We start from the raw sequence: 17,123 nt of genomic DNA, 5'->3' as shown, positions 1-17,123 counted from the left end.
GAAGCACACATGAGCGAGAAGACTGGCATCGCGCAGATCGGCGTCGTCGGCATGGCGGTCATGGGCTCCAACCTGGCCCGCAACTTCGCCAGCAAGGGCTTCAAGACCGCGATCTTCAACCGGTCCTACGCCAAGACCGCGGCCGTCCTCGAGGCCCACCCCGAGGCCGAGTTCGTCGCCTCCGAGTCGGTCGAGGAGTTCGTCGACTCCCTCGAGAAGCCCCGCCGCATCATCATGATGGTCAAGGCTGGCCCCGCCACCGACGCCACGATCGAGGCGCTCCTGCCCTTCCTGGACCAGGGCGACATCGTCATCGACGGCGGCAACACCTACTTCCCCGACACCCGTCGCCGGGAGAAGATGATGGCCGAGAAGGGCTTCAACTTCATCGGCTGCGGCATCTCCGGCGGTGAGGAGGGCGCGCTGCTCGGCCCGTCGATGATGCCCGGTGGCCCGAAGGACTCCTACGCCCACGTCGGCCCCATCCTCGAGAAGGTCGCCGCCCAGTACGACGGCGAGCCCTGCTGCACCTGGATCGGCACCGACGGCGCCGGCCACTTCGTGAAGATGGTGCACAACGGCATCGAGTACGCCGACATGCAGTTCATCGGTGAGGCCTACGACCTGCTCAAGGGCGTCGGGCTGTCCGCCGCCGAGGCCGCCGACGTCTTCGCCCAGTGGAACACCGGCGACCTCGACTCCTACCTGATCGAGATCACCTCCGAGGTGCTGCGCCAGGTGGACGCCGAGACCGGCAAGCCGCTCGTCGACGTGATCGTGGACGCCGCCGGCATGAAGGGCACCGGCACCTGGACCGTGCAGGAGGCGCTGAACCTCGGCGTCCCGGCCGCGGCCATCGCCGAGTCCGTCTTCGCCCGCGCCGCCTCCAGCTCGCCCGAGCTGCGGCAGGCCGCCCGCAAGGCCCTGACCGGCCCTGACGGCACGGTGCAGGTCGACGATCGCGACGCCTTCGTCGAGGACGTCCGCCAGGCCCTGTGGTCGGCGAAGGTCATCGCGTACGCCCAGGGCCTGCACCTGATCAAGGTCGCCGGCCAGGAGTACGGCTGGGACATTGACGTGGCCGCCTGCGCCCGCATCTGGCGTGCCGGCTGCATCATCCGCGCCAAGCTGCTCGACCGCATCTCCAACGAGTACGCGGCCGGCAACCTGGAGACCCTGCTCGAGGCCCCCTCGATCAGCCAGGGCCTGGCCGACGCCAACGGGTCGTGGCGCCGCGTCGTGGCCAAGGCCACCGAGGCCGGCGTGCCGATCCCGGGCTTCGCCTCGGCGCTGTCGTACTACGACATCGTCCGCGCGGACCGCACCAACGCCGCCATGACGCAGGGGCTGCGCGACTTCTTCGGGTCGCACACCTACAAGCGGATCGACAAGGAGGGTACGTTCCACACCAACTGGAGCGGTGACCGCACCGAGTCCGAGGCCGTCGACACCCACTGACGCACCCCGCCGTGTGCCCCGGGCCTTGTGCCCGGGGCACACTGGTGTCCGGAGGTGGTTGACCGATGACCCAGGCCCCGCAGGCGGTGCCCGCCGGCTGGTACCCGTCCCCCGACGGGGCGCCCGTGCACCGCTGGTGGGACGGAACCATGTGGACCAACGCCACCCATCCGCCCCAGGCCCCCGCACAGCCGGATCCGGTGGAGCGGGTGGAGCCGGTGGCGGTCGCGCCCGGGCCCGCGGCGTCCGGCTGGCCGGCCCCCGCCCCGCCGAGCCTGGGCCCGCTCGCGCTGGTCACCCGCGTGTTCGTCGCCCTCGCCGGGCTCGGCCTGCCGCTCGCCTGGGGCGCGCAAGCCTGGCGCCTGTCCGACCCGCCGGAGTGGCTGACCGAGAACGTCGCGGTGGGGCTCACCGGGGCCGCCTCCGGGCTGCTGCTGGTGGCCGGGCTGTTCTGGATGGTGTGGCAGTACCGGGTGGCGAAGGCGTTCCCGCCCGGGACGCCGCGGCGCACGCCCGGCTGGCAGGTGCTGTCCTGGCTGGTGCCGGTGGGGCTGTGGTGGCTGCCGTACCAGAACGTCGCCGACCTGACCCGCCTGTCGACCGGACGCCGCCCCGGCTGGCTGCCCGCGTGGTGGGCCCTGTGGGTGGTCGGGAGCCTCGGTGCCGGCATCGGCGCCGCACTGGCGTCGACCTCCCCCGGCGTGGGGACGTGGGTCGCGATCGCCGGCGGGCTGGTGCTGCTGGCGGCGGTCCCGTTCGCGTGGCTGCTGGTGACGCGGGTGACCGCGGCAATCGCCGGTACCCGGGAACACCCGGACGCCTGACGGCGTTGGGCCGGACATGAAGATCGACATCTGGTCCGACATCGCCTGCCCGTGGTGCTACATCGGCCTCACCCGCTTCGAGCGCGCGCTCGCCTCCTTCGAGCACCGCGACGGCGTCGAGGTGACCCTGCACAGCTTCCAGCTCGACCCGTCGCTGCCCGACGCCTACGACGGCACCGAGACTCAGTACCTCGCCCAGCGCAAGGGCATGCCCGAGGCCACGGTGCGGCAGATGTTCGGTCAGGTGGCGCAGGCGGCCGCCTCCGAGGGCCTGACGATGGACTTCGACTCCCTCGCCGTGGCGAACTCCCGCCGCGCCCACCGGCTGCTGCACGCCGCGGCGTCCGTGTCGCCGGCCATCGCGTGGGAGCTCAAGCGGTCCCTCTTCAAGGCCCACTTCACCGACGGTGAGTCGATCTCGGACGCCGACGTGCTGGTCCGCCTCGCGACCGGCGTCGGCCTCGACGAGGGCGTGGCGCGCGCCGCGCTCGAGGACGAGGCCCTGGACGCCGAGGTCGCCGGCGACATCGACGCGGCCCGCTCGATGGGCATCAGCGGCGTCCCGTTCTTCGTGCTGCACGAGAAGTACGGCATCTCGGGGGCGCAGCCGTTCGAGGTCTTCACCCAGGCGATCGCCCAGGTCTGGGACGAGGCGCACCCCAAGCCGGCGTTCGAGACCCTGACGATCCCGGGCCTGAAGCAGGACGCCACCGGCCCCGCCTGCGGCCCCGAGGGCTGCGACTGACCGCAACCCTCACTCGCGGCCCCGGAAGTGGGCGCGCCACGCGTCCCGCAAGTGCGGAACGCCCATGCCACGTTCGCGCATCACGGCGACGATCCGCGCCAAGGCCGCTCCCGGCGACGTGAACAGGTCGTCGCTGACCGCCACCCAGAGGCGCCACCCCAGAGCAGCCAGTTCCTCGCGGCGCCGGACGTCGGCGGCGTACTGGTGACGGGAGGTCGCGTGCTGCTTCCCGTCGTACTCGATGCCCACCTTCTGGTCGGAGTACCCCATGTCGATCCGGCGCACCACGTCCCCCCGCTCGTCGCGGATCTTGATGTTCACCTCGGGTTCGGGGAGTCCGGCGAGCACGATGAGGAGGCGGAGCCGCGTCTCCATCGGTGACTCGACCCCCGCGCGAACCAACCGGGCGGCCTCGCGCGCCCTCCGACCCCGGCCCTCCTCCTCCGCGGCCCGGACCAGAGCCTCCGGGGTGGTCCGCCCACGGTGCACCAAGGAATCGCCCACGGCCACGAGGTCGACCAGGCCGAGGCATGCGGACAGGTCGAGGAAGGTGTCCACGGGTGATGTCACCGGCAGTCCCCGGAACCGCTGCGGCACGTGGGTCGAGCGATGCACGATCACGCCTGGGATCGTGGACCGGTGCCTCGTGGGTTCGATGCTCGCGTGGAGGTGCTCCTCGTCGGGTACGACGGCACCGAACAGGCGGGCAGCCGTGTGATGCGACACGAATGCCCCGTCACCCGCCACCAGAATGACGGCCTCCGCCTCGTGCCACGACTGCGGGCGCACGGTCGCCAAGATGTGCACGCTTCGGACGATCCGCCTGAACTCCGGCGAGTAGAGCCGCCGCTTCGAGACACCGGACGCCGCGGCATCCCGGGTGCGAAAGGGACGGCGGATGTCGACCGGCTCGGGAGTTCGCGGCGGCCGGGGACGGGGCCGATGCGGGGGTGGGTGGGCCATACCCTCCAGCCTCGACCACCCCCGAGGCCTGTCGCAGCACTGGCCGATACATCTGTGGACAACTGCTGTTCTCGGTGTGCTCCCGCGCGGCAGATCCCGCCCCGGATACTCCATCCTCCGCGACGAACTCATGCACGTGGGTGAGTCCGCAACGGGAAACGGCCGAATCCGGGCACCGAGTCACGCCGCGGCATGAGTTTGGTCGACCTGCCTAGCCCCGGCCCCCCAGCGCTGCGTAGGCGGCGTCGAGGAGCGGCTCGGGCGGGCACGAGCGACCTGTCATGAGCCGGATCTGGTCGAGGGCCTGACCGACCAGCAGGTCGATGCCCGACAGCTGGACGATCCCGGCGGCGCGGGCGGCCCGGTCGAGCTCGGTCGGGTAGTGGTTGTAGGTGGCGTCGAAGCAGGCGTCCACCAACCGCACCAGCCCCCCGGCAACCTCGCTCGCCAGCGGCGCCGAGACGGTCGAGACGAGCACATCGGCCGCCGGGGCGTCCGGCACCGTGCCCCACGGCCCGTACGCCAACAGGACGCCCAGGGTGCGGCCCAACTCCCCCAGCGACGCGCGCGCGTTGTCCTCGGACCGGGCCAGGACCAGCGCGTCCCGGACCCCCATCTCCGCCAGGGCGTAGAGCGCCGAGCGGGCGGTGGCCCCGTTCCCCAGCAGGAGCGCCGAGGACGCGGACCCGACCCCGGCGCGCGCGAACGCGCCGACCAGGCCCGTGACGTCGGTGTTCTCCACCAGCGGCGAGCCCTCGTTGAACAGGAAGGTGTTGCCCGAGCCGAGCAGCCGGGCCCGGTCGGAGGCCTCGCCCAACCCCAGGAGCACCTGCTTCAGCGGGGCGGTGCACGACAGGCCGACCCACTCCGGCCCGCAGCCGGCGACGAAGGCGGCGAGCTCGTCCTCGTCGACCTCGTGCCGCCCGTAGGTCCACTCCCCCGAGATGCCGAGCACCTCGTAGGCCCGGGTGTGGATCAGGGGGCTCAGCGAGTGGGCGATCGGCTGGCCGAGCACGGCACAGCGGTGCAGCCCGTGGCCGGACGCCGTCACAGCAGGGCCCGCCCGGTCAGCGTCGCCGGCCACAGGCGTGCGGCCTCCCCCATCGCGTCGGGCAGCGGCTGCGGGCGGCCCTGGGCGTCCCCGTGCACCAGGACGGTGGTCGAGCGCGACATCACCGAGCCGTCCAGCGGGTCGACGATCTCGGCCGCCACGGTCATCGACGTGCGGCCGGTCGACCCGATCGCGGTGTGCACCTCGTAGGGCTCGAGCCGGTGCACGATCTGGCCGGTGTAGCGCATGTCCTGGCGCACGACCATCCACGCGTGCTCGACCTCGTCGTGCGGGTTCATCCGGATCGAGTTGGCCAGCAGCGGCGTCTTCAGCGCGACCCGCGCCTCGGCGACGTAGTCGTAGAACCGGGTGTTGTTGGCGTGGCCGTAGGCGTCCAGGTCCGACCAGCGCACCTGGAACGGCAGCGTGTGGTGGTCGGGGCCCACGTCGAACGACCCCACCTCCCGCATCGGCTCGAGCTCCACCTGGCGCTCGAGGAACCAGGCCCGCTCGGCGTCGGACAGGCGCGCGGGGCGTCCGGCCTGGAAGTCGAAGTTGGCCAGCAGCGTCCGCGCGCGGCCGACCACCGTGTCGCCCTGCCGCACCACGTAGCCCACGGTGAAGCGCGCCGCACCGACGTCACCGACCGACAGCTCGATGTCGAGCGGCTCGGGGGTGAAGAAGATCGGCGCGACGTACTCGACCTGGTGGCCGACCACGATGATCCCGTTGCCGAGCAGGTGCGCGTTCGGCCCCGTCAGCAGGAACGCGACGCGCGCCTCCTGCAGGTAGTCGACGATCGCGGCGTTGTTGGCGTGCCCCTGCGCGTCGAGGTCGACCCAGCGCAGGGGCACGCGAACCCGGTAGGGCTCCAACTCAGTCCTCTTCCTCCGCGTCGTAGAGGGACTCGACCAGGTCGGCGTACCGCTTGGCGACGGCGCCACGGCGCAGCTTCATGTTCGCCGTGACGCCGCCCTCCTCGACGGTGAGCTCGTGGTCGAGGACCGCGTAGCGCTTGACCGTCTCCCAGCGCTCGAGCTTCGCGTTCGCGCGGGCCAGGAACCGGTCGATCGACGCCCGGAACTCGGGCAGCTGCGTCAGCTCGGCGTAGCTCATGCCCTCCTTGCCGTGGCGCTGCGCCCAGCTCTCCATGGCGCCCGGGTCGATGGTGAACAGGGCGGAGATGTACTTCTTCCCGTCGCCGACCGCGACCGCCTGCGACACGTAGGGGATGTTGGCGGCCATCGTGCCCTCGACCTTCTGCGGGGCGACGAACTTGCCGCCCGAGGTCTTCATCAGGTCCTTCTTGCGGTCGGTGATCTTGAGGTAGCCGTCCGCGTCCAGCTCACCGATGTCGCCCGTGTGGTACCAGCCGTCGACGAGCACCTCGGCGGTCTGCTCGGGGTCCTTGTGGTAGCCGCGCATGATGCCGGGGCCCTTGATGAGCACCTCGCCGTCCTCGGCGATCCGCAGCTCGGTGCCGGGAAGGGCCGGGCCGACCGTGCCGAAGCGGGGCTTGCTCGGCTCGTTGACGCAGGCGACCGCGGAGGTCTCGGTCGAACCGTAGCCCTCCACGATCACGATGCCGGCCGAGTAGAACCACTCCTGCACCTGCGAGCTGAGCTTGGCCGCACCCGAGATGAGGAACTCGATGTTGCCGCCCAGGCGCTGCTGCAGCTTGGAGAAGACCAGCTTGTCGGCGATCTTGTACTGCACCCCGAGCATGCCGGGCAGCTTCTCGCCCTTGACGCGGTACGGGTTCGACTCACGACCCACGTGGAACGCCCACCGCGCGATCTGGCCCTTCACGCCGCCGGCCGACTTGGCCTTCACCGCGTTGCGGACCTTCTCGAAGATGCGGGGGGCGCCGCACATGAACGACGGCTGGGTGATGCCGAGCCCGTCGACGATCTTGTCGAGGCGTCCGTCGACGACCGACGCGAAGCCCACCTGCAGCTGGATCATCATGACGGCCTTGCCGAAGACGTGGCTCAGCGGCAGCCAGAAGTACTGCAGCGAGTCGGCGCCGATGATGTTGAGGCTGTCGACGGCGACGCCCTCGTAGGTCCAGTTGCTGTGCAGCAGCTCGACGCCCTTGGGCAGGCCCGTGGTGCCGGACGTGTAGATGAGGGTCGCCAGCGTGTCGGGGGTGGTGGCCGCCACGGCGTCGTCCATCGCGGAAGGGTTCTCGGCGAGCAGGGCGCGACCCTTCTCGCGGAGCATCTCCTTGCTGATGGTGCCCTCGGCGGTGCCGTCGAGCAGGATCACCTCGCGGATCTGGTCCCCCGGCACGAGCTCGCGCAGCTTCTCGAGCTGCTCGACGTTCTCGGCCACGAAGTACTTCGACTCGGAGTGCGTGATGATGTGCGCGAACTCGGGGCCCGTGGTGTTCGGGTAGACGGTGGTCGTGGCGCCGCCGGCGCAGTTGATCGCCAGGTCGAGCAGCACCCACTCGTAGCGGGTGTTCGAGGCGATCGCGACGCGCTCCTCGGGCTGGAGCCCGATGGCCAGCAGGCCTGCGCCGACCTCCCAGACGACCTGCCGCATCTGTGCCCAGGTGAGGCTCACCCAGTTCTCCTGGGCATCGGGGTACCGAATGGCCTCGTTGTCGGGCGTGGCCGCCACGCGCCAGTTGAACATCGCGCCCACCGTCGGCGGCCGGTTGTCCAGCAGTGTCTGGATGTCGGTCATCGTCGTCCTGTCCCAGGCGGAGCCCGGCGCCCACCTGTCTGTTTCCGGGTCAGTGTAGAGGCCGGGGCCCAACGATTGAACTGTCAAATCCGACTATGCTTGCGGTATGTCGACCCCGTCCTCCACGCGTTGGCTCTCCAGCGGGCAGCAGAAGGTGTGGCGCGCCTGGTTGGACGCGGTGGCGCGGATCGACTCCCACCTCGACGAGGTCCTCCGCCCGTTCGGCCTCGACCTGGGCGAGTACGAGATCCTGGTCCGCCTGTCGGAGGCCCCCGAGCGCCGCATGCGGATGAGCGACCTGGCCGACGCCGCCCGGCAGTCCCGCTCCCGCCTGACCCACACCGTCGCGCGCATGGAGAAGAAGGGCCTGCTGAACCGGGTACCCTGCGCCAACGACCGCCGCGGCGTGATCGCGATCCTCACCGACGAGGGCTTCGGCCTCCTCGAGACCGCCGCGCCCGCCCACGTCGACTCGGTGCGCGAGGTGCTGGTCGACGTCGTCGACCCGGCCGACTTCGAGGCACTGGGACGCGCGATGAACGCGGTCAATCAGGTGGCAGACTGACCAAGGTGACCACCGTCGCCGCCGACACGATCCCTGGCCTGGACGACAGCACCCTGACGCGGGCCCTGTACTCCACCGACGCCTCGCTCTACCGCGTCGTCCCGCAGGGGGTCGCCCACCCGCGCACGGTCGGTGAGCTCGAGGCCGTCGTGGACGCCGCGCGCGCGGCCCGCGTGCCCCTCACCACCCGAGGCGCCGGGACGTCCTGCGCCGGGAACGCGGTCGGCCCCGGCGTCGTCGTCGACGTGGCCCGCCACCTCACCGCCATCCACGCCATCGAGGCCGAGGCACGCACCGCCGTCGTCGACCCCGGCGTCGTGCAGGACGTGCTGTCCCGCACCGCCCAGCAGGTCGGCCTGCGCTACGGCCCCGACCCCTCCACGTTCACCCGCTGCACGATCGGCGGCATGATCGGCAACAACGCCTGCGGCCCGCGGGCGCTGGGGTACGGCCGCTCCTCCGACAACGTCGTCGCGCTCGACGTCATCACCGGCACCGGCGAGCGGCTCAGCCTCGACTCGCGGGCCGACCTCACGGCGTCCGACTCCCCCACGCTGCGGGCGCTGCACGAGCTGGTCATGGCCAACCTGGGCACCATCCGCACCCAGTTCGGCACCTTCTCCCGGCAGGTGTCGGGCTACTCGCTGGAGTGGCTGCTGCCCGAGAACGGCTTCGACGTGGCCAAGTTCCTCGCCGGCAGCGAGGGCACCCTCGCGGTCATCACCCGCGCCACCGTGCGGCTCGTGGCCGACGCCCCGTACAAGACCATGCTCGCCCTCGGCTACCCGACGATGCCGGACGCCGCCGACGCCATGCCGGCGATCCTGCCGTTCTCCCCCACCGCGGTGGAGGGCATGGACCGGCGGATCGTCGACGTCGTCTCCCGCGCGCTGGGGGCGGACGCCGTGCCGCGCCTGCCCGAGGGCGACGGCTGGGTGTTCGTCGAGTTGGCCGACGACGACGTCGACCGCCTGGCCGAGCGTGCCCGGGGACTGCTCGCGGCGTCCGGCTGCCTGGACGGCGAGGTGGTGGACGACCTGGTCGTCGCCGCCGCCCTGTGGAAGATCCGCGCCGACGGCGCGGGCCTGGCCGGAGTCAGCCTGGAGCGGCCCGCCCACGCCGGCTGGGAGGACGCCGCCGTGCCGCCGGCCCGCCTGGGCGACTACCTGCGCGACTTCGACGCGCTGCTGCGCCGGCACGAGCTGCAGGGGCTCCCCTACGGCCACTTCGGCGACGGATGCGTGCACTGCCGCATCGACTTCCCGCTCACGCAGGTCCCCGACGGGGCCGCCCGCTACCGGGCCTTCATCGAGGAGGCGGCCGACCTGGCCGCGTCCTACGGGGGGTCGATGTCGGGCGAGCACGGCGACGGCCGTGCCCGCTCCGAACTGCTCCCCCGGATGTACTCCCCCGAGGCGCTCGAGCTGTTCGCGGCTGTCAAGCGCATCTTCGACCCCGACAACCTGCTCAACCCGGGCGTCCTGGTCGACCCGGCGCCCTTCGACGCCGACCTGCGCGCCCCGGCGATGCGGCGCTCCCCGCTGTTCCGTACGCACCGCCAGTTCGTCGACGACGTGCACCGCTGCACCGGCGTGGGCAAGTGCGTCGCCTCGACCGGCAGCCACGTGATGTGCCCCAGCTGGCAGGCCACGCGCGAGGAGAAGGACGCCACCCGCGGCCGGGCCCGCGTCCTGCAGGAGATGGTCAACGGCACGCTGGTGACCGACGGCTGGCGCTCGGCCGAGGTGCACGCGGCGCTCGACCTGTGCCTGTCCTGCAAGGGTTGCTCGCGCGACTGCCCCACCGGCACCGACATGGCCGCCTACAAGTCGCGCGTGCAGTACGAGGCCTTCAAGGGCCGGCTGCGCCCGCGCGACCACTACACGATGGGCTGGCTGCCGATGTGGGGGCGCCTGGTCTCCTCCAACCCCGTGTTTCCCAGGCTGATGAACGTCGTGATGCAGACCCCGGGCATCACCAACGTCCTCAAGCTCGTGGCCGGCATCGACCAGCACCGCGGCATGCCCCGCTTCGCGAAGGGCTCGAACCGCGCGGCCGCCCGCGCCCAGGTCGAGGGACGCCGTGCCCTGCCCGGCGCGGCCCCGACCGCCAAGGGCGAGGTCGTGCTCTGGGTGGACTCCTTCAGCGACGCCTTCGAGGGCGACCACGTCGCGGCGATGGCCGCCGTGCTCATCGAGAACGGCTGGACGCCCCGCCTGCTCGAGCGCAAGGCCTGCTGCGGCCTGACCTGGATCACGACGGGCCAGCTCGACGGTGCGGTCAAGGAGCTCCGCAACGCCACCGACGTGCTCCACGAGTACGTCTCCCGCGGGGCGAAGATCGTGGGCACCGAGCCCAGCTGCATCGCCGTGTGGCGCTCCGACGCCCTCGCGCTCCTCCACGACGACCCCCGGGTCGCCGAGGTCGCCGCCAACGTCGTCACGCTCGCCGAGTTCCTCGCGGCCGACCCCGACTTCACGATGCCCGACCTGACCGGGCACACCGTGGTCGCGCAGCCGCACTGCCACGAGGCGTCCGTCATGGGCTGGGCCGCGGAGCAGCGGCTGCTGGTCGCCTCGGGCGCGACGATCGTGCGCGTCAACGGGTGCTGCGGCCTGGCCGGCAACCACGGCATGATCGCCGGGCACTACGACTTCTCAGTGAAGGTCTTCGAGACCAACCTCGGCCCCGCGCTCGACGCCGCCCCCGCGGGCGCGATCGTGCTGGCCGACGGGTTCTCCTGCCGCACGCAGCTGCAGGACCTCCAAGCGCGTCAGGCCCTCACCTTCGCCGAGCTGCTGGTCGCCCACGCATGAGCGGGGCGGCCCACCTGCACGCCGACGCCGTCGCCACCCTCACCGACTGGGTGCCGCCGTCCCCGGGGCAGGCCGCGCTCGCCCAGTCCTACCTGGCGTTCCTCGCCGCCCGCCCCGACGCGTGCGAGCGGTCCTGCGCGCCGGGGCACCTCACGGCGTCCGCGCTCGTGTTCAGCCACGACCTGTCCCACGTCGCCCTCGTCCTGCACCGGATCGTCGGGGCCTGGCTCCAGCCGGGCGGCCACGTGGAGGCGTCCGACGCCTCGCTGCGGGCGGCGGCCGAACGCGAGGTGCGCGAGGAACTCGGCCTGGCGGTCGACCTCGACCCCAGCCCGGTGCACCTGGACTGCCACCCGATCACCTGCCGCGGGTACACCCACCTCACCCGCCACCTCGACGTGCGCTTCGTCGGGCGCGCGTCCGAGGGCGCGGCCCTCGTGCTGTCCGACGAGTCCCACCGGGTGGCGTGGTGGCCGGTGGCCGACCTCCCCGGCGACGTCTTCGACGAGGTCCGCGAGCTCGTGCAGTCCGGCCTTGTCAGGCTCTCACGGCCCTGACACGGCCGGCGGCCCTGCGCCGGACCAGCGCCTGAGCGGGTGGGTCAGCGCCCGGCGGTTCGCACCACGACGATGCCGCCGACCAGCAGGTCGCAGCCCAGCAGGAAGGCGACGCCCGCGAGGGAGGCGGGCACGACGTCGGTGAGCAGCACCAGCCCGAGGAACAGCGAGACCAGGCCGGCGAACAGCAGCGGGCGCCAGGCGGCGAGGAACTCGCGGGCGGCGCCGAGGCGGACCAGGCCCAGGGCGAGGAGCACCACGGCGGCCAGGAGCTGGACGGTGGGCACCTCCAGCGTGGGGAACCGGACCACGGCCATGCCGAAGGCGAGCATGAGGGCGCCGGGGACGAGCTCGGTCCAGAACGAGAGGGTCGTCGTCGGGACGAACGCGGCGACGAGGCCGAGGGCCCCGGCCAGGAGGGCCACGGCGCCCAGGGCGTAGAGCGAGGGCACCAGGCTCATCAGGCCCGCGGCGACCAAGATCACCCCACCCACGACCCACAGCACGCCCAGCGCGACCGCCGCCGGGTTCGGTCGGTGGATCGTGTCGCGGCGGGCCATGGGCGACACCCTACGTCCGCGCGCGGCGCGCCGCGAAGCGATCGGCGGACCACACCAGCAGCCCGGCGAGCGCGAACAGGGCCACGACGACCGCGATGTCGCTCCAGCCGCCGGCGTCGCCGGCCAGGATGCGGGTCTCGAGGTCCTGCTGCTCTGCCGCGCCGAGGACGCCGCCGAGGCTGCCCAGCCCCTCGGTGGCCCAGAACAGGATGCCGAGGCCGACGAACAGCCCGCCCGAGACGAGGTTGCCGACGGTGGTGTGCACCGGGCCCAGCTGGACGGGCCGCGGCTTGAGCCACGAGCGCTGGCCGAGGTCGAACGCCTCCCAGGCCAGGGCGAGGACGACCAAGGGCACGACCATCCCGACCGCGAAGATGGCCAGCAGCAGGCCGCCGCGGACGGCATCCCCGCCGAGGGCGGCCACGGTGAGCACCGAGCCGAGGATCGGGCCGGCGCACGTGCCGGCCACGCCGTACACGGTGCCGAGGACGTACACCGACAGCGCACTCGTGGGGTCGGCGCCGGGCCGGGCGCGACCCGGCAGCGGGATCGTGATGCCGAGGGCCTGGACCAGGCCGAGCACGATGATCAGGACGGCGGCCACGGCGATGAAGACCTCGCGGTGCGCGTTGAACAGCGCCCCGACGCTGCCGGCGGCCGCTCCCAGCGGCACGAGGGTCGTGATCAGGCCCAGGTAGAACAGCGCGGTGCGGCCGAGCAGCGCGCGGCGGCTGGCGAAGGCGTAGGCGAAGAATGCCGGCAGCAGCATCACCGAGCAGGGGCTGACGATCGTGGCCACGCCGCCGAGGAGGGCGCCGAGGTAGCCGATGTCGAGCATCAGCGCGCGAGCTCCTGGGCGATCAGGCTCTCGAAGACCTCGGTCGGCTGGGCGCCGCTGATGGCCTGCCCGCCGATCACGAAGAAGGGGGTGCCCGAGATGCCGAGCTGGCGGGCCTCGGCGGAGTCGGCTGCCACGGCCTCGAGGAGGGCCGGGTCGGACAGCGCGGTCTCGAACGCGGTCATGTCGGGCACGCCGGCGGTCTGCGCGAAGGCCAGGATGTCGTCGCGCTGGATGTCGGGGTGCCCGCTCGGGGGCGCGGCGGCGAACACGGCGTCCTGGAACTCCCAGAAGCGGCCCTGCTGCCCGGCGGCGCGCGCGGCGACGGCGGTCGCGTCGGACTGCTCGCCGAACAGCGACAGGTCACGGAACTCGATGCGCAGCGTGCCGTCCTCGACGTACTTGGCCAGCGCGGGCATCGTGCGCTGGTGCCACACGGCACAGAAGGGGCACCGGTAGTCCGACCAGTTGGTCATGACCACCTTGGCGTCCACCTTCCCCATCGCCAGGGGGTCGTTGGGGTCGCGGCGGGGCAGGTCGAGCAGGAACCGCTCCAGCTCGGGGTTCGGCTGGGGGGGCGTGGACGCCGCGGGCTCGGGCGTCGCCTGCGCGGCGTCGGCGGACGCGGTGGCCGTCTGCGCCGGTGCGGCCGGCTGGGTGAGAGGCCGCACCTGCATGCCGAGCAGGAAGGCCAGGCCCACGCTGACGACCCACGCCACGATGAGGCGCCCCCGGCGGTTGCTGGGGGCGTCGGGCGCGGGCGTGGGAGGCGTGGCGATGCTGGACATACCCCCCACGGTACAAGGTGGTCTCCCCCGCGGCGCCCGGTGACTGACCGGCGGGCCGCGTCCCTATACTGGGGCCCGACTCCATTCCCACACACCAAGACCTCACAAGGACGGTTCATGGCCGAGTTCGTGTTCACCATGCACAACGTGCGCAAGTCGCTGGGCGAGAAGCTCATCCTCGACAACGTCACGCTGTCGTTCTACGAGGGCGCCAAGATCGGCGTCGTCGGCCCCAACGGCGCCGGCAAGTCGACCCTGCTCAAGATCATGGCCGGCCTCGAGAAGCCCAACAACGGCGACGCGATGCTCGGCAAGGGCAAGACCGTCGGCATCCTGCTGCAGGAGCCCCCGCTGACCGAGGACAAGACGGTCATGGAGAACGTGCAGGAGGCGGTCGCCGGCACGCTGGCCAAGGTCGAGCGCTTCAACGCGATCGGCATGGAGATGGCCGAGCCCGACGCCGACTTCGACGCGCTCATGGCCGAGATGGGCACCCTCCAGGAGGAGCTCGACCACCTCAACGCGTGGGACATCGAGAGCCAGCTCGAGCAGGCCATGGACGCGCTGCAGTGCCCGCCCGGGGACACCCCCGTCGACGTGCTCTCCGGTGGTGAGCGTCGCCGCGTCGCGATGGTGAAGCTGCTGCTCGCCCAGCCCGACCTGCTGTTGCTCGACGAGCCCACCAACCACCTGGACGCCGAGTCCGTGGCCTGGCTCGAGGGCCACCTGAAGAGCTACCCCGGCGCCGTCCTGGCCGTCACGCACGACCGGTACTTCCTCGACAACGTCGCGGAGTGGATCTGCGAGGTCGACCGCGGCAAGCTGCACCCCTACCAGGGCAACTACTCCACCTACCTGGAGACCAAGCGCTCGCGCCTGCAGATCGAGGGCAAGAAGGACGCCAAGCGCGCCAAGATCCTCGAGCGCGAGCTCGAGTGGGTGCGCGCCAACCCGAAGGCCCGTCAGGCCAAGAACCGCGCCCGCCTCGCCCGCTACGAGGAGCTCGCCGCCGAGGCCGAGAAGAACCGGACCATCGACACCGCCGAGATCAACATCCCGCCGGGCCCGCGCCTGGGCTCCGACGTCCTGCAGGCCACGAACCTGACCAAGGGCTTTGGCGACCGCGTCCTGATCGACGACCTGTCGTTCACGCTGCCGCGCGCCGGCATCGTCGGCATCATCGGCCCCAACGGCGTCGGCAAGACCACGCTGTTCAAGATGGTCACCGGCTCGGAGGAGCCCGACTCGGGCGAGCTCAAGGTCGGCAAGACCGTCCAGTTCAGCTACGTGGACCAGAACCGCGCCGGCATCGACCCGAAGAAGAACGTGTGGGAGGTCGTCTCCGACGGCCTGGACCACATCAAGGTCGCCAACTTCGAGATGCCCTCGCGCGCCTACGTCGCCTCCTTCGGCTTCAAGGGCCCCGACCAGCAGAAGCTCGCCGGCGTCCTGTCCGGCGGTGAGCGCAACCGCCTCAACCTGGCGCTCACCCTCAAGCAGGGCGGCAACGTGCTGCTGCTCGACGAGCCGACCAACGACTTGGACGTCGAGACCCTGCAGAGCCTCGAGGACGCGCTGCTGGAGTTCCCCGGCTGTGCCGTCGTGATCTCCCACGACCGGTGGTTCCTCGACCGCGTCGCGACCCACATCCTCGCGTGGGAGGGCAACGACGAGAACCCCGCCCAGTGGTTCTGGTTCGAGGGTAACTTCGCCGACTACGAGGCCAACAAGGTCGCCCGCCTGGGCGTCGAGGCCGCCCGCCCGCACGCGAGCAAGCACCGCCGCCTCAAGCGCGACTGACGAATTCTGGTTCGCGCCGGCCCCGGGGGATGACCACCGTCCCCCGGGGCCGACCCGTCTCAGCCCGGCGTGGTGACCTCACCGGTCGCCGGGTCGACGGCCTCGCCGTCGTCGAAGCCCTCCTCGACCATCATCGCCTCGAACTGGCGCGCCTCGTACTCGGCCCGCGCCGCGTCGGCGTCGGACTCGTTGGGTGCACTCGGGTCCTGTCGGATCCGGGCGCGCTCGAACAGCGCCGACCCGCGGCGGAGGTCGTGCCCCACCCACTTCGCGTCGATCGCGTACTCGTACTTCTGCACGTTGTTCTGGTCGACCCAGCGGTCGAGGCGCAGCTTGCCGCCGAGGACGACCGCGTCGCCCTTGCGGATGCTGTCGCGCACGTGCACCGCGAGCCGGCGCCAGCAGGTGACGCGGTACCAGGTCGTCGCCTCCTCCTGCCACCGCCCGTCGCGGAACACCGACGGCGTCACGCCCAGGCTGAAGCTGGCCCGGCCCTCGTACCGCTCGTCCTCGTGCCACTCCACGTTGTTGCCGACGTTGCCGGCGACCATGATCTGCGCCTCCATGGCGGACCCCTTCCTGTCGTTGTGGGAGTTGCCCGGAACCTTGGGCGGCAGGCGGCGGTTTGGTGCAATCACTTCCCGGGATTGTGGAAAACTCGGGTCAGTCCGACCACGACCCTGTGGACAGAAGGGGAGACCTGGTGCTCGCACTCACCGAACTCGACGGGATGTACCACCTGGACCCCGCGCACAGCAGCATCGCGTTCGTCGCGCGCCACGCCGGGATCGCGAAGGTGCGCGGCACCTTCGAGTCCTTCCACGGCTGGGCGCTCATCGATGGGGCACAACCCGAGCACTCCGCCCTCCTGGTGAGCGTCAAGGTCAGCAGCATCAACTCCCGCGACGCCAACCGTGACGGACACCTCCGCAGTCCCGACTTCTTCGACGTCGCCCGGTTCCCGGCCATCACCTTCGTGGGCACCGACTTCCGCATCACGGGCGAGAACCTCGTCGAGGTCGACGGCGACCTGACGGTGCGCGACGTCACCCGCCCGGTGCGGGTGTCCTTCGAGTACGAGGGCGGCGCCAAGGACCCGTTCGGCAGCGAGCGCATCGGCTTCACCGGTTCGACGACGATCAGCCGCGCCGACTTCGGCCTGACGTGGAACGCCGTGCTCGAGACCGGCGGCGTCCTGGTCTCCGACGCCGTGAAGCTCGAGTTCGAGGTGTCCGCCATCAAGCAGGCGGACGCCCCGCACTAGGAGACTGCTGAACAATCCGCCCGCGTGCCGGCAGGTCTGACGGGTCGTGGGCTGGAATTGTTGGGTTGTGCAGGGTGAGTCGAGTCCGCAGCGGGATGTGTTGGACGTGGAGTCGCTGGCGGGGCATTTGTTGCCGGCTGGCAGCGTGTTCCGGTTCTTGGCCGAGCACCGGCACCGCCTGTTCCCGGACGCGTTGTTCGCCG

General features: G+C 71.6%; 16 protein-coding genes. 8 read left to right on the top strand and 8 right to left on the bottom strand.

From position 1 onward, the window contains the following. Positions 1-9: 9 nt before the first annotated feature. The 3 genes from gndA (at position 10) to H5397_RS05955 (ending at position 3,027) form a co-directional block, all read left to right on the top strand. The gene (gene gndA / locus H5397_RS05965; protein ID WP_182815635.1) at positions 10-1,458 is read left to right on the top strand and encodes an NADP-dependent phosphogluconate dehydrogenase; all 1,449 of its coding nucleotides are present in this window, start codon (positions 10-12) and stop codon (positions 1,456-1,458) included. 65 nt (positions 1,459-1,523) lie between these two features. Continuing rightward, positions 1,524-2,282, top strand: a complete 759-nt coding sequence (locus H5397_RS05960) for a DUF4328 domain-containing protein (RefSeq protein WP_182815634.1) — start codon at positions 1,524-1,526, stop codon at positions 2,280-2,282. A gap of 16 nt (positions 2,283-2,298) precedes the next feature. Beyond that, complete coding sequence (locus tag H5397_RS05955) at positions 2,299-3,027, top strand: DsbA family protein (protein WP_182815631.1); 729 nt, start codon at positions 2,299-2,301, stop codon at positions 3,025-3,027. Positions 3,028-3,036: 9 nt separating this feature from the next. Here the strand turns inward: H5397_RS05955 and H5397_RS05950 are convergent, their stop codons facing one another. The 4 genes from H5397_RS05950 to H5397_RS05935 all read right to left on the bottom strand — a co-directional run bounded on the left by H5397_RS05950 (position 3,037) and on the right by H5397_RS05935 (position 7,732). Next, positions 3,037-3,825: a hypothetical protein gene (locus tag H5397_RS05950; RefSeq protein ID WP_220492054.1), complete on the bottom strand. Its 789-nt coding sequence runs from the start codon at positions 3,823-3,825 to the stop codon at positions 3,037-3,039. 376 nt (positions 3,826-4,201) lie between these two features. Further along, the gene (locus tag H5397_RS05945; protein ID WP_182815627.1) at positions 4,202-5,074 is read right to left on the bottom strand and encodes a shikimate dehydrogenase; all 873 of its coding nucleotides are present in this window, start codon (positions 5,072-5,074) and stop codon (positions 4,202-4,204) included. Next, on the bottom strand, positions 5,038-5,895 hold the full coding sequence (locus tag H5397_RS05940; RefSeq protein ID WP_182815625.1) for a thioesterase family protein: 858 nt from the start codon (positions 5,893-5,895) through the stop codon (positions 5,038-5,040). Before H5397_RS05940 ends, H5397_RS05945 begins: the two co-directional genes overlap by 37 nt. 22 nt (positions 5,896-5,917) lie before the next feature. Further along, the gene (locus H5397_RS05935) at positions 5,918-7,732 is read right to left on the bottom strand and encodes a long-chain fatty acid--CoA ligase (protein WP_182815624.1); all 1,815 of its coding nucleotides are present in this window, start codon (positions 7,730-7,732) and stop codon (positions 5,918-5,920) included. A 106-nt stretch (positions 7,733-7,838) separates the two neighbouring features. On the opposite strand from H5397_RS05935, the gene H5397_RS05930 reads away from it, so the two are divergent. From H5397_RS05930 to H5397_RS05920, 3 genes are read left to right on the top strand one after another with little or no spacing between them, the layout of a single operon-like run. After that, positions 7,839-8,297: a MarR family winged helix-turn-helix transcriptional regulator gene (locus H5397_RS05930; RefSeq protein WP_182815622.1), complete on the top strand. Its 459-nt coding sequence runs from the start codon at positions 7,839-7,841 to the stop codon at positions 8,295-8,297. A 5-nt stretch (positions 8,298-8,302) separates the two neighbouring features. Next, the gene (locus tag H5397_RS05925; protein ID WP_309224294.1) at positions 8,303-11,113 is read left to right on the top strand and encodes an FAD-binding and (Fe-S)-binding domain-containing protein; all 2,811 of its coding nucleotides are present in this window, start codon (positions 8,303-8,305) and stop codon (positions 11,111-11,113) included. Then, positions 11,110-11,670 (top strand): NUDIX hydrolase, encoded by a 561-nt coding sequence (locus H5397_RS05920; RefSeq protein WP_182815620.1) that lies wholly within the window; start codon positions 11,110-11,112, stop codon positions 11,668-11,670. The genes H5397_RS05925 and H5397_RS05920 overlap by 4 nt, the downstream gene beginning before the upstream one ends. A gap of 44 nt (positions 11,671-11,714) precedes the next feature. Here the strand turns inward: H5397_RS05920 and H5397_RS05915 are convergent, their stop codons facing one another. Genes H5397_RS05915 through H5397_RS05905 form a run of 3 tightly spaced genes read right to left on the bottom strand, consistent with a single transcriptional unit; the run spans position 11,715 to position 13,856 of the window. Further along, complete coding sequence (locus tag H5397_RS05915) at positions 11,715-12,230, bottom strand: DUF308 domain-containing protein (protein WP_182815618.1); 516 nt, start codon at positions 12,228-12,230, stop codon at positions 11,715-11,717. Positions 12,231-12,240: 10 nt separating this feature from the next. Further along, on the bottom strand, positions 12,241-13,068 hold the full coding sequence (locus H5397_RS05910) for a cytochrome c biogenesis CcdA family protein (protein WP_220492053.1): 828 nt from the start codon (positions 13,066-13,068) through the stop codon (positions 12,241-12,243). Next, entirely contained in the window at positions 13,068-13,856 is a 789-nt protein-coding gene (locus H5397_RS05905; protein ID WP_182815616.1) for a thioredoxin domain-containing protein, read from the bottom strand. The genes H5397_RS05910 and H5397_RS05905 overlap by 1 nt, the downstream gene beginning before the upstream one ends. A 117-nt stretch (positions 13,857-13,973) precedes the next feature. Between H5397_RS05905 and ettA the strand changes: the two genes are divergently transcribed. Then, positions 13,974-15,656: an energy-dependent translational throttle protein EttA gene (ettA, locus tag H5397_RS05900; RefSeq protein ID WP_182815614.1), complete on the top strand. Its 1,683-nt coding sequence runs from the start codon at positions 13,974-13,976 to the stop codon at positions 15,654-15,656. Positions 15,657-15,715: 59 nt separating this feature from the next. Here the strand turns inward: ettA and H5397_RS05895 are convergent, their stop codons facing one another. Next, a complete protein-coding gene (locus H5397_RS05895) occupies positions 15,716-16,222 on the bottom strand; it encodes a single-stranded DNA-binding protein (RefSeq protein WP_182815612.1) in 507 nt (168 codons plus the stop codon). A gap of 137 nt (positions 16,223-16,359) precedes the next feature. On the opposite strand from H5397_RS05895, the gene H5397_RS05890 reads away from it, so the two are divergent. Continuing rightward, complete coding sequence (locus H5397_RS05890) at positions 16,360-16,920, top strand: YceI family protein (RefSeq protein WP_309224293.1); 561 nt, start codon at positions 16,360-16,362, stop codon at positions 16,918-16,920. Positions 16,921-17,123 lie beyond the last annotated feature (203 nt).

Source organism: Propioniciclava sp. MC1683, assembly GCF_014164675.1.
GTDB lineage: Bacteria > Actinomycetota > Actinomycetes > Propionibacteriales > Propionibacteriaceae > Propioniciclava.
The sequence above is the reverse complement of the archived record's forward strand: the minus strand, read 5'-3'. Positions and strand labels throughout refer to the sequence as shown.

Bases quoted from the DNA above. Each gene is read 5' to 3' on its own strand.
- gndA (WP_182815635.1), top strand. From the start codon at position 10: ATGAGCGAGAAGACTGGCATCGCGCAGATCGGCGTCGTCGGCATGGCG.
- H5397_RS05960 (WP_182815634.1), top strand. From the start codon at position 1,524: ATGACCCAGGCCCCGCAGGCGGTGCCCGCCGGCTGGTACCCGTCCCCC.
- H5397_RS05955 (WP_182815631.1), top strand. From the start codon at position 2,299: ATGAAGATCGACATCTGGTCCGACATCGCCTGCCCGTGGTGCTACATC.
- H5397_RS05935 (WP_182815624.1), bottom strand. From the start codon at position 7,732: ATGACCGACATCCAGACACTGCTGGACAACCGGCCGCCGACGGTGGGC.
- H5397_RS05930 (WP_182815622.1), top strand. From the start codon at position 7,839: ATGTCGACCCCGTCCTCCACGCGTTGGCTCTCCAGCGGGCAGCAGAAG.
- H5397_RS05920 (WP_182815620.1), top strand. From the start codon at position 11,110: ATGAGCGGGGCGGCCCACCTGCACGCCGACGCCGTCGCCACCCTCACC.
- H5397_RS05915 (WP_182815618.1), bottom strand. From the start codon at position 12,230: ATGGCCCGCCGCGACACGATCCACCGACCGAACCCGGCGGCGGTCGCG.
- H5397_RS05910 (WP_220492053.1), bottom strand. From the start codon at position 13,068: ATGCTCGACATCGGCTACCTCGGCGCCCTCCTCGGCGGCGTGGCCACG.
- H5397_RS05905 (WP_182815616.1), bottom strand. From the start codon at position 13,856: ATGTCCAGCATCGCCACGCCTCCCACGCCCGCGCCCGACGCCCCCAGC.
- ettA (WP_182815614.1), top strand. From the start codon at position 13,974: ATGGCCGAGTTCGTGTTCACCATGCACAACGTGCGCAAGTCGCTGGGC.
- H5397_RS05895 (WP_182815612.1), bottom strand. From the start codon at position 16,222: ATGGAGGCGCAGATCATGGTCGCCGGCAACGTCGGCAACAACGTGGAG.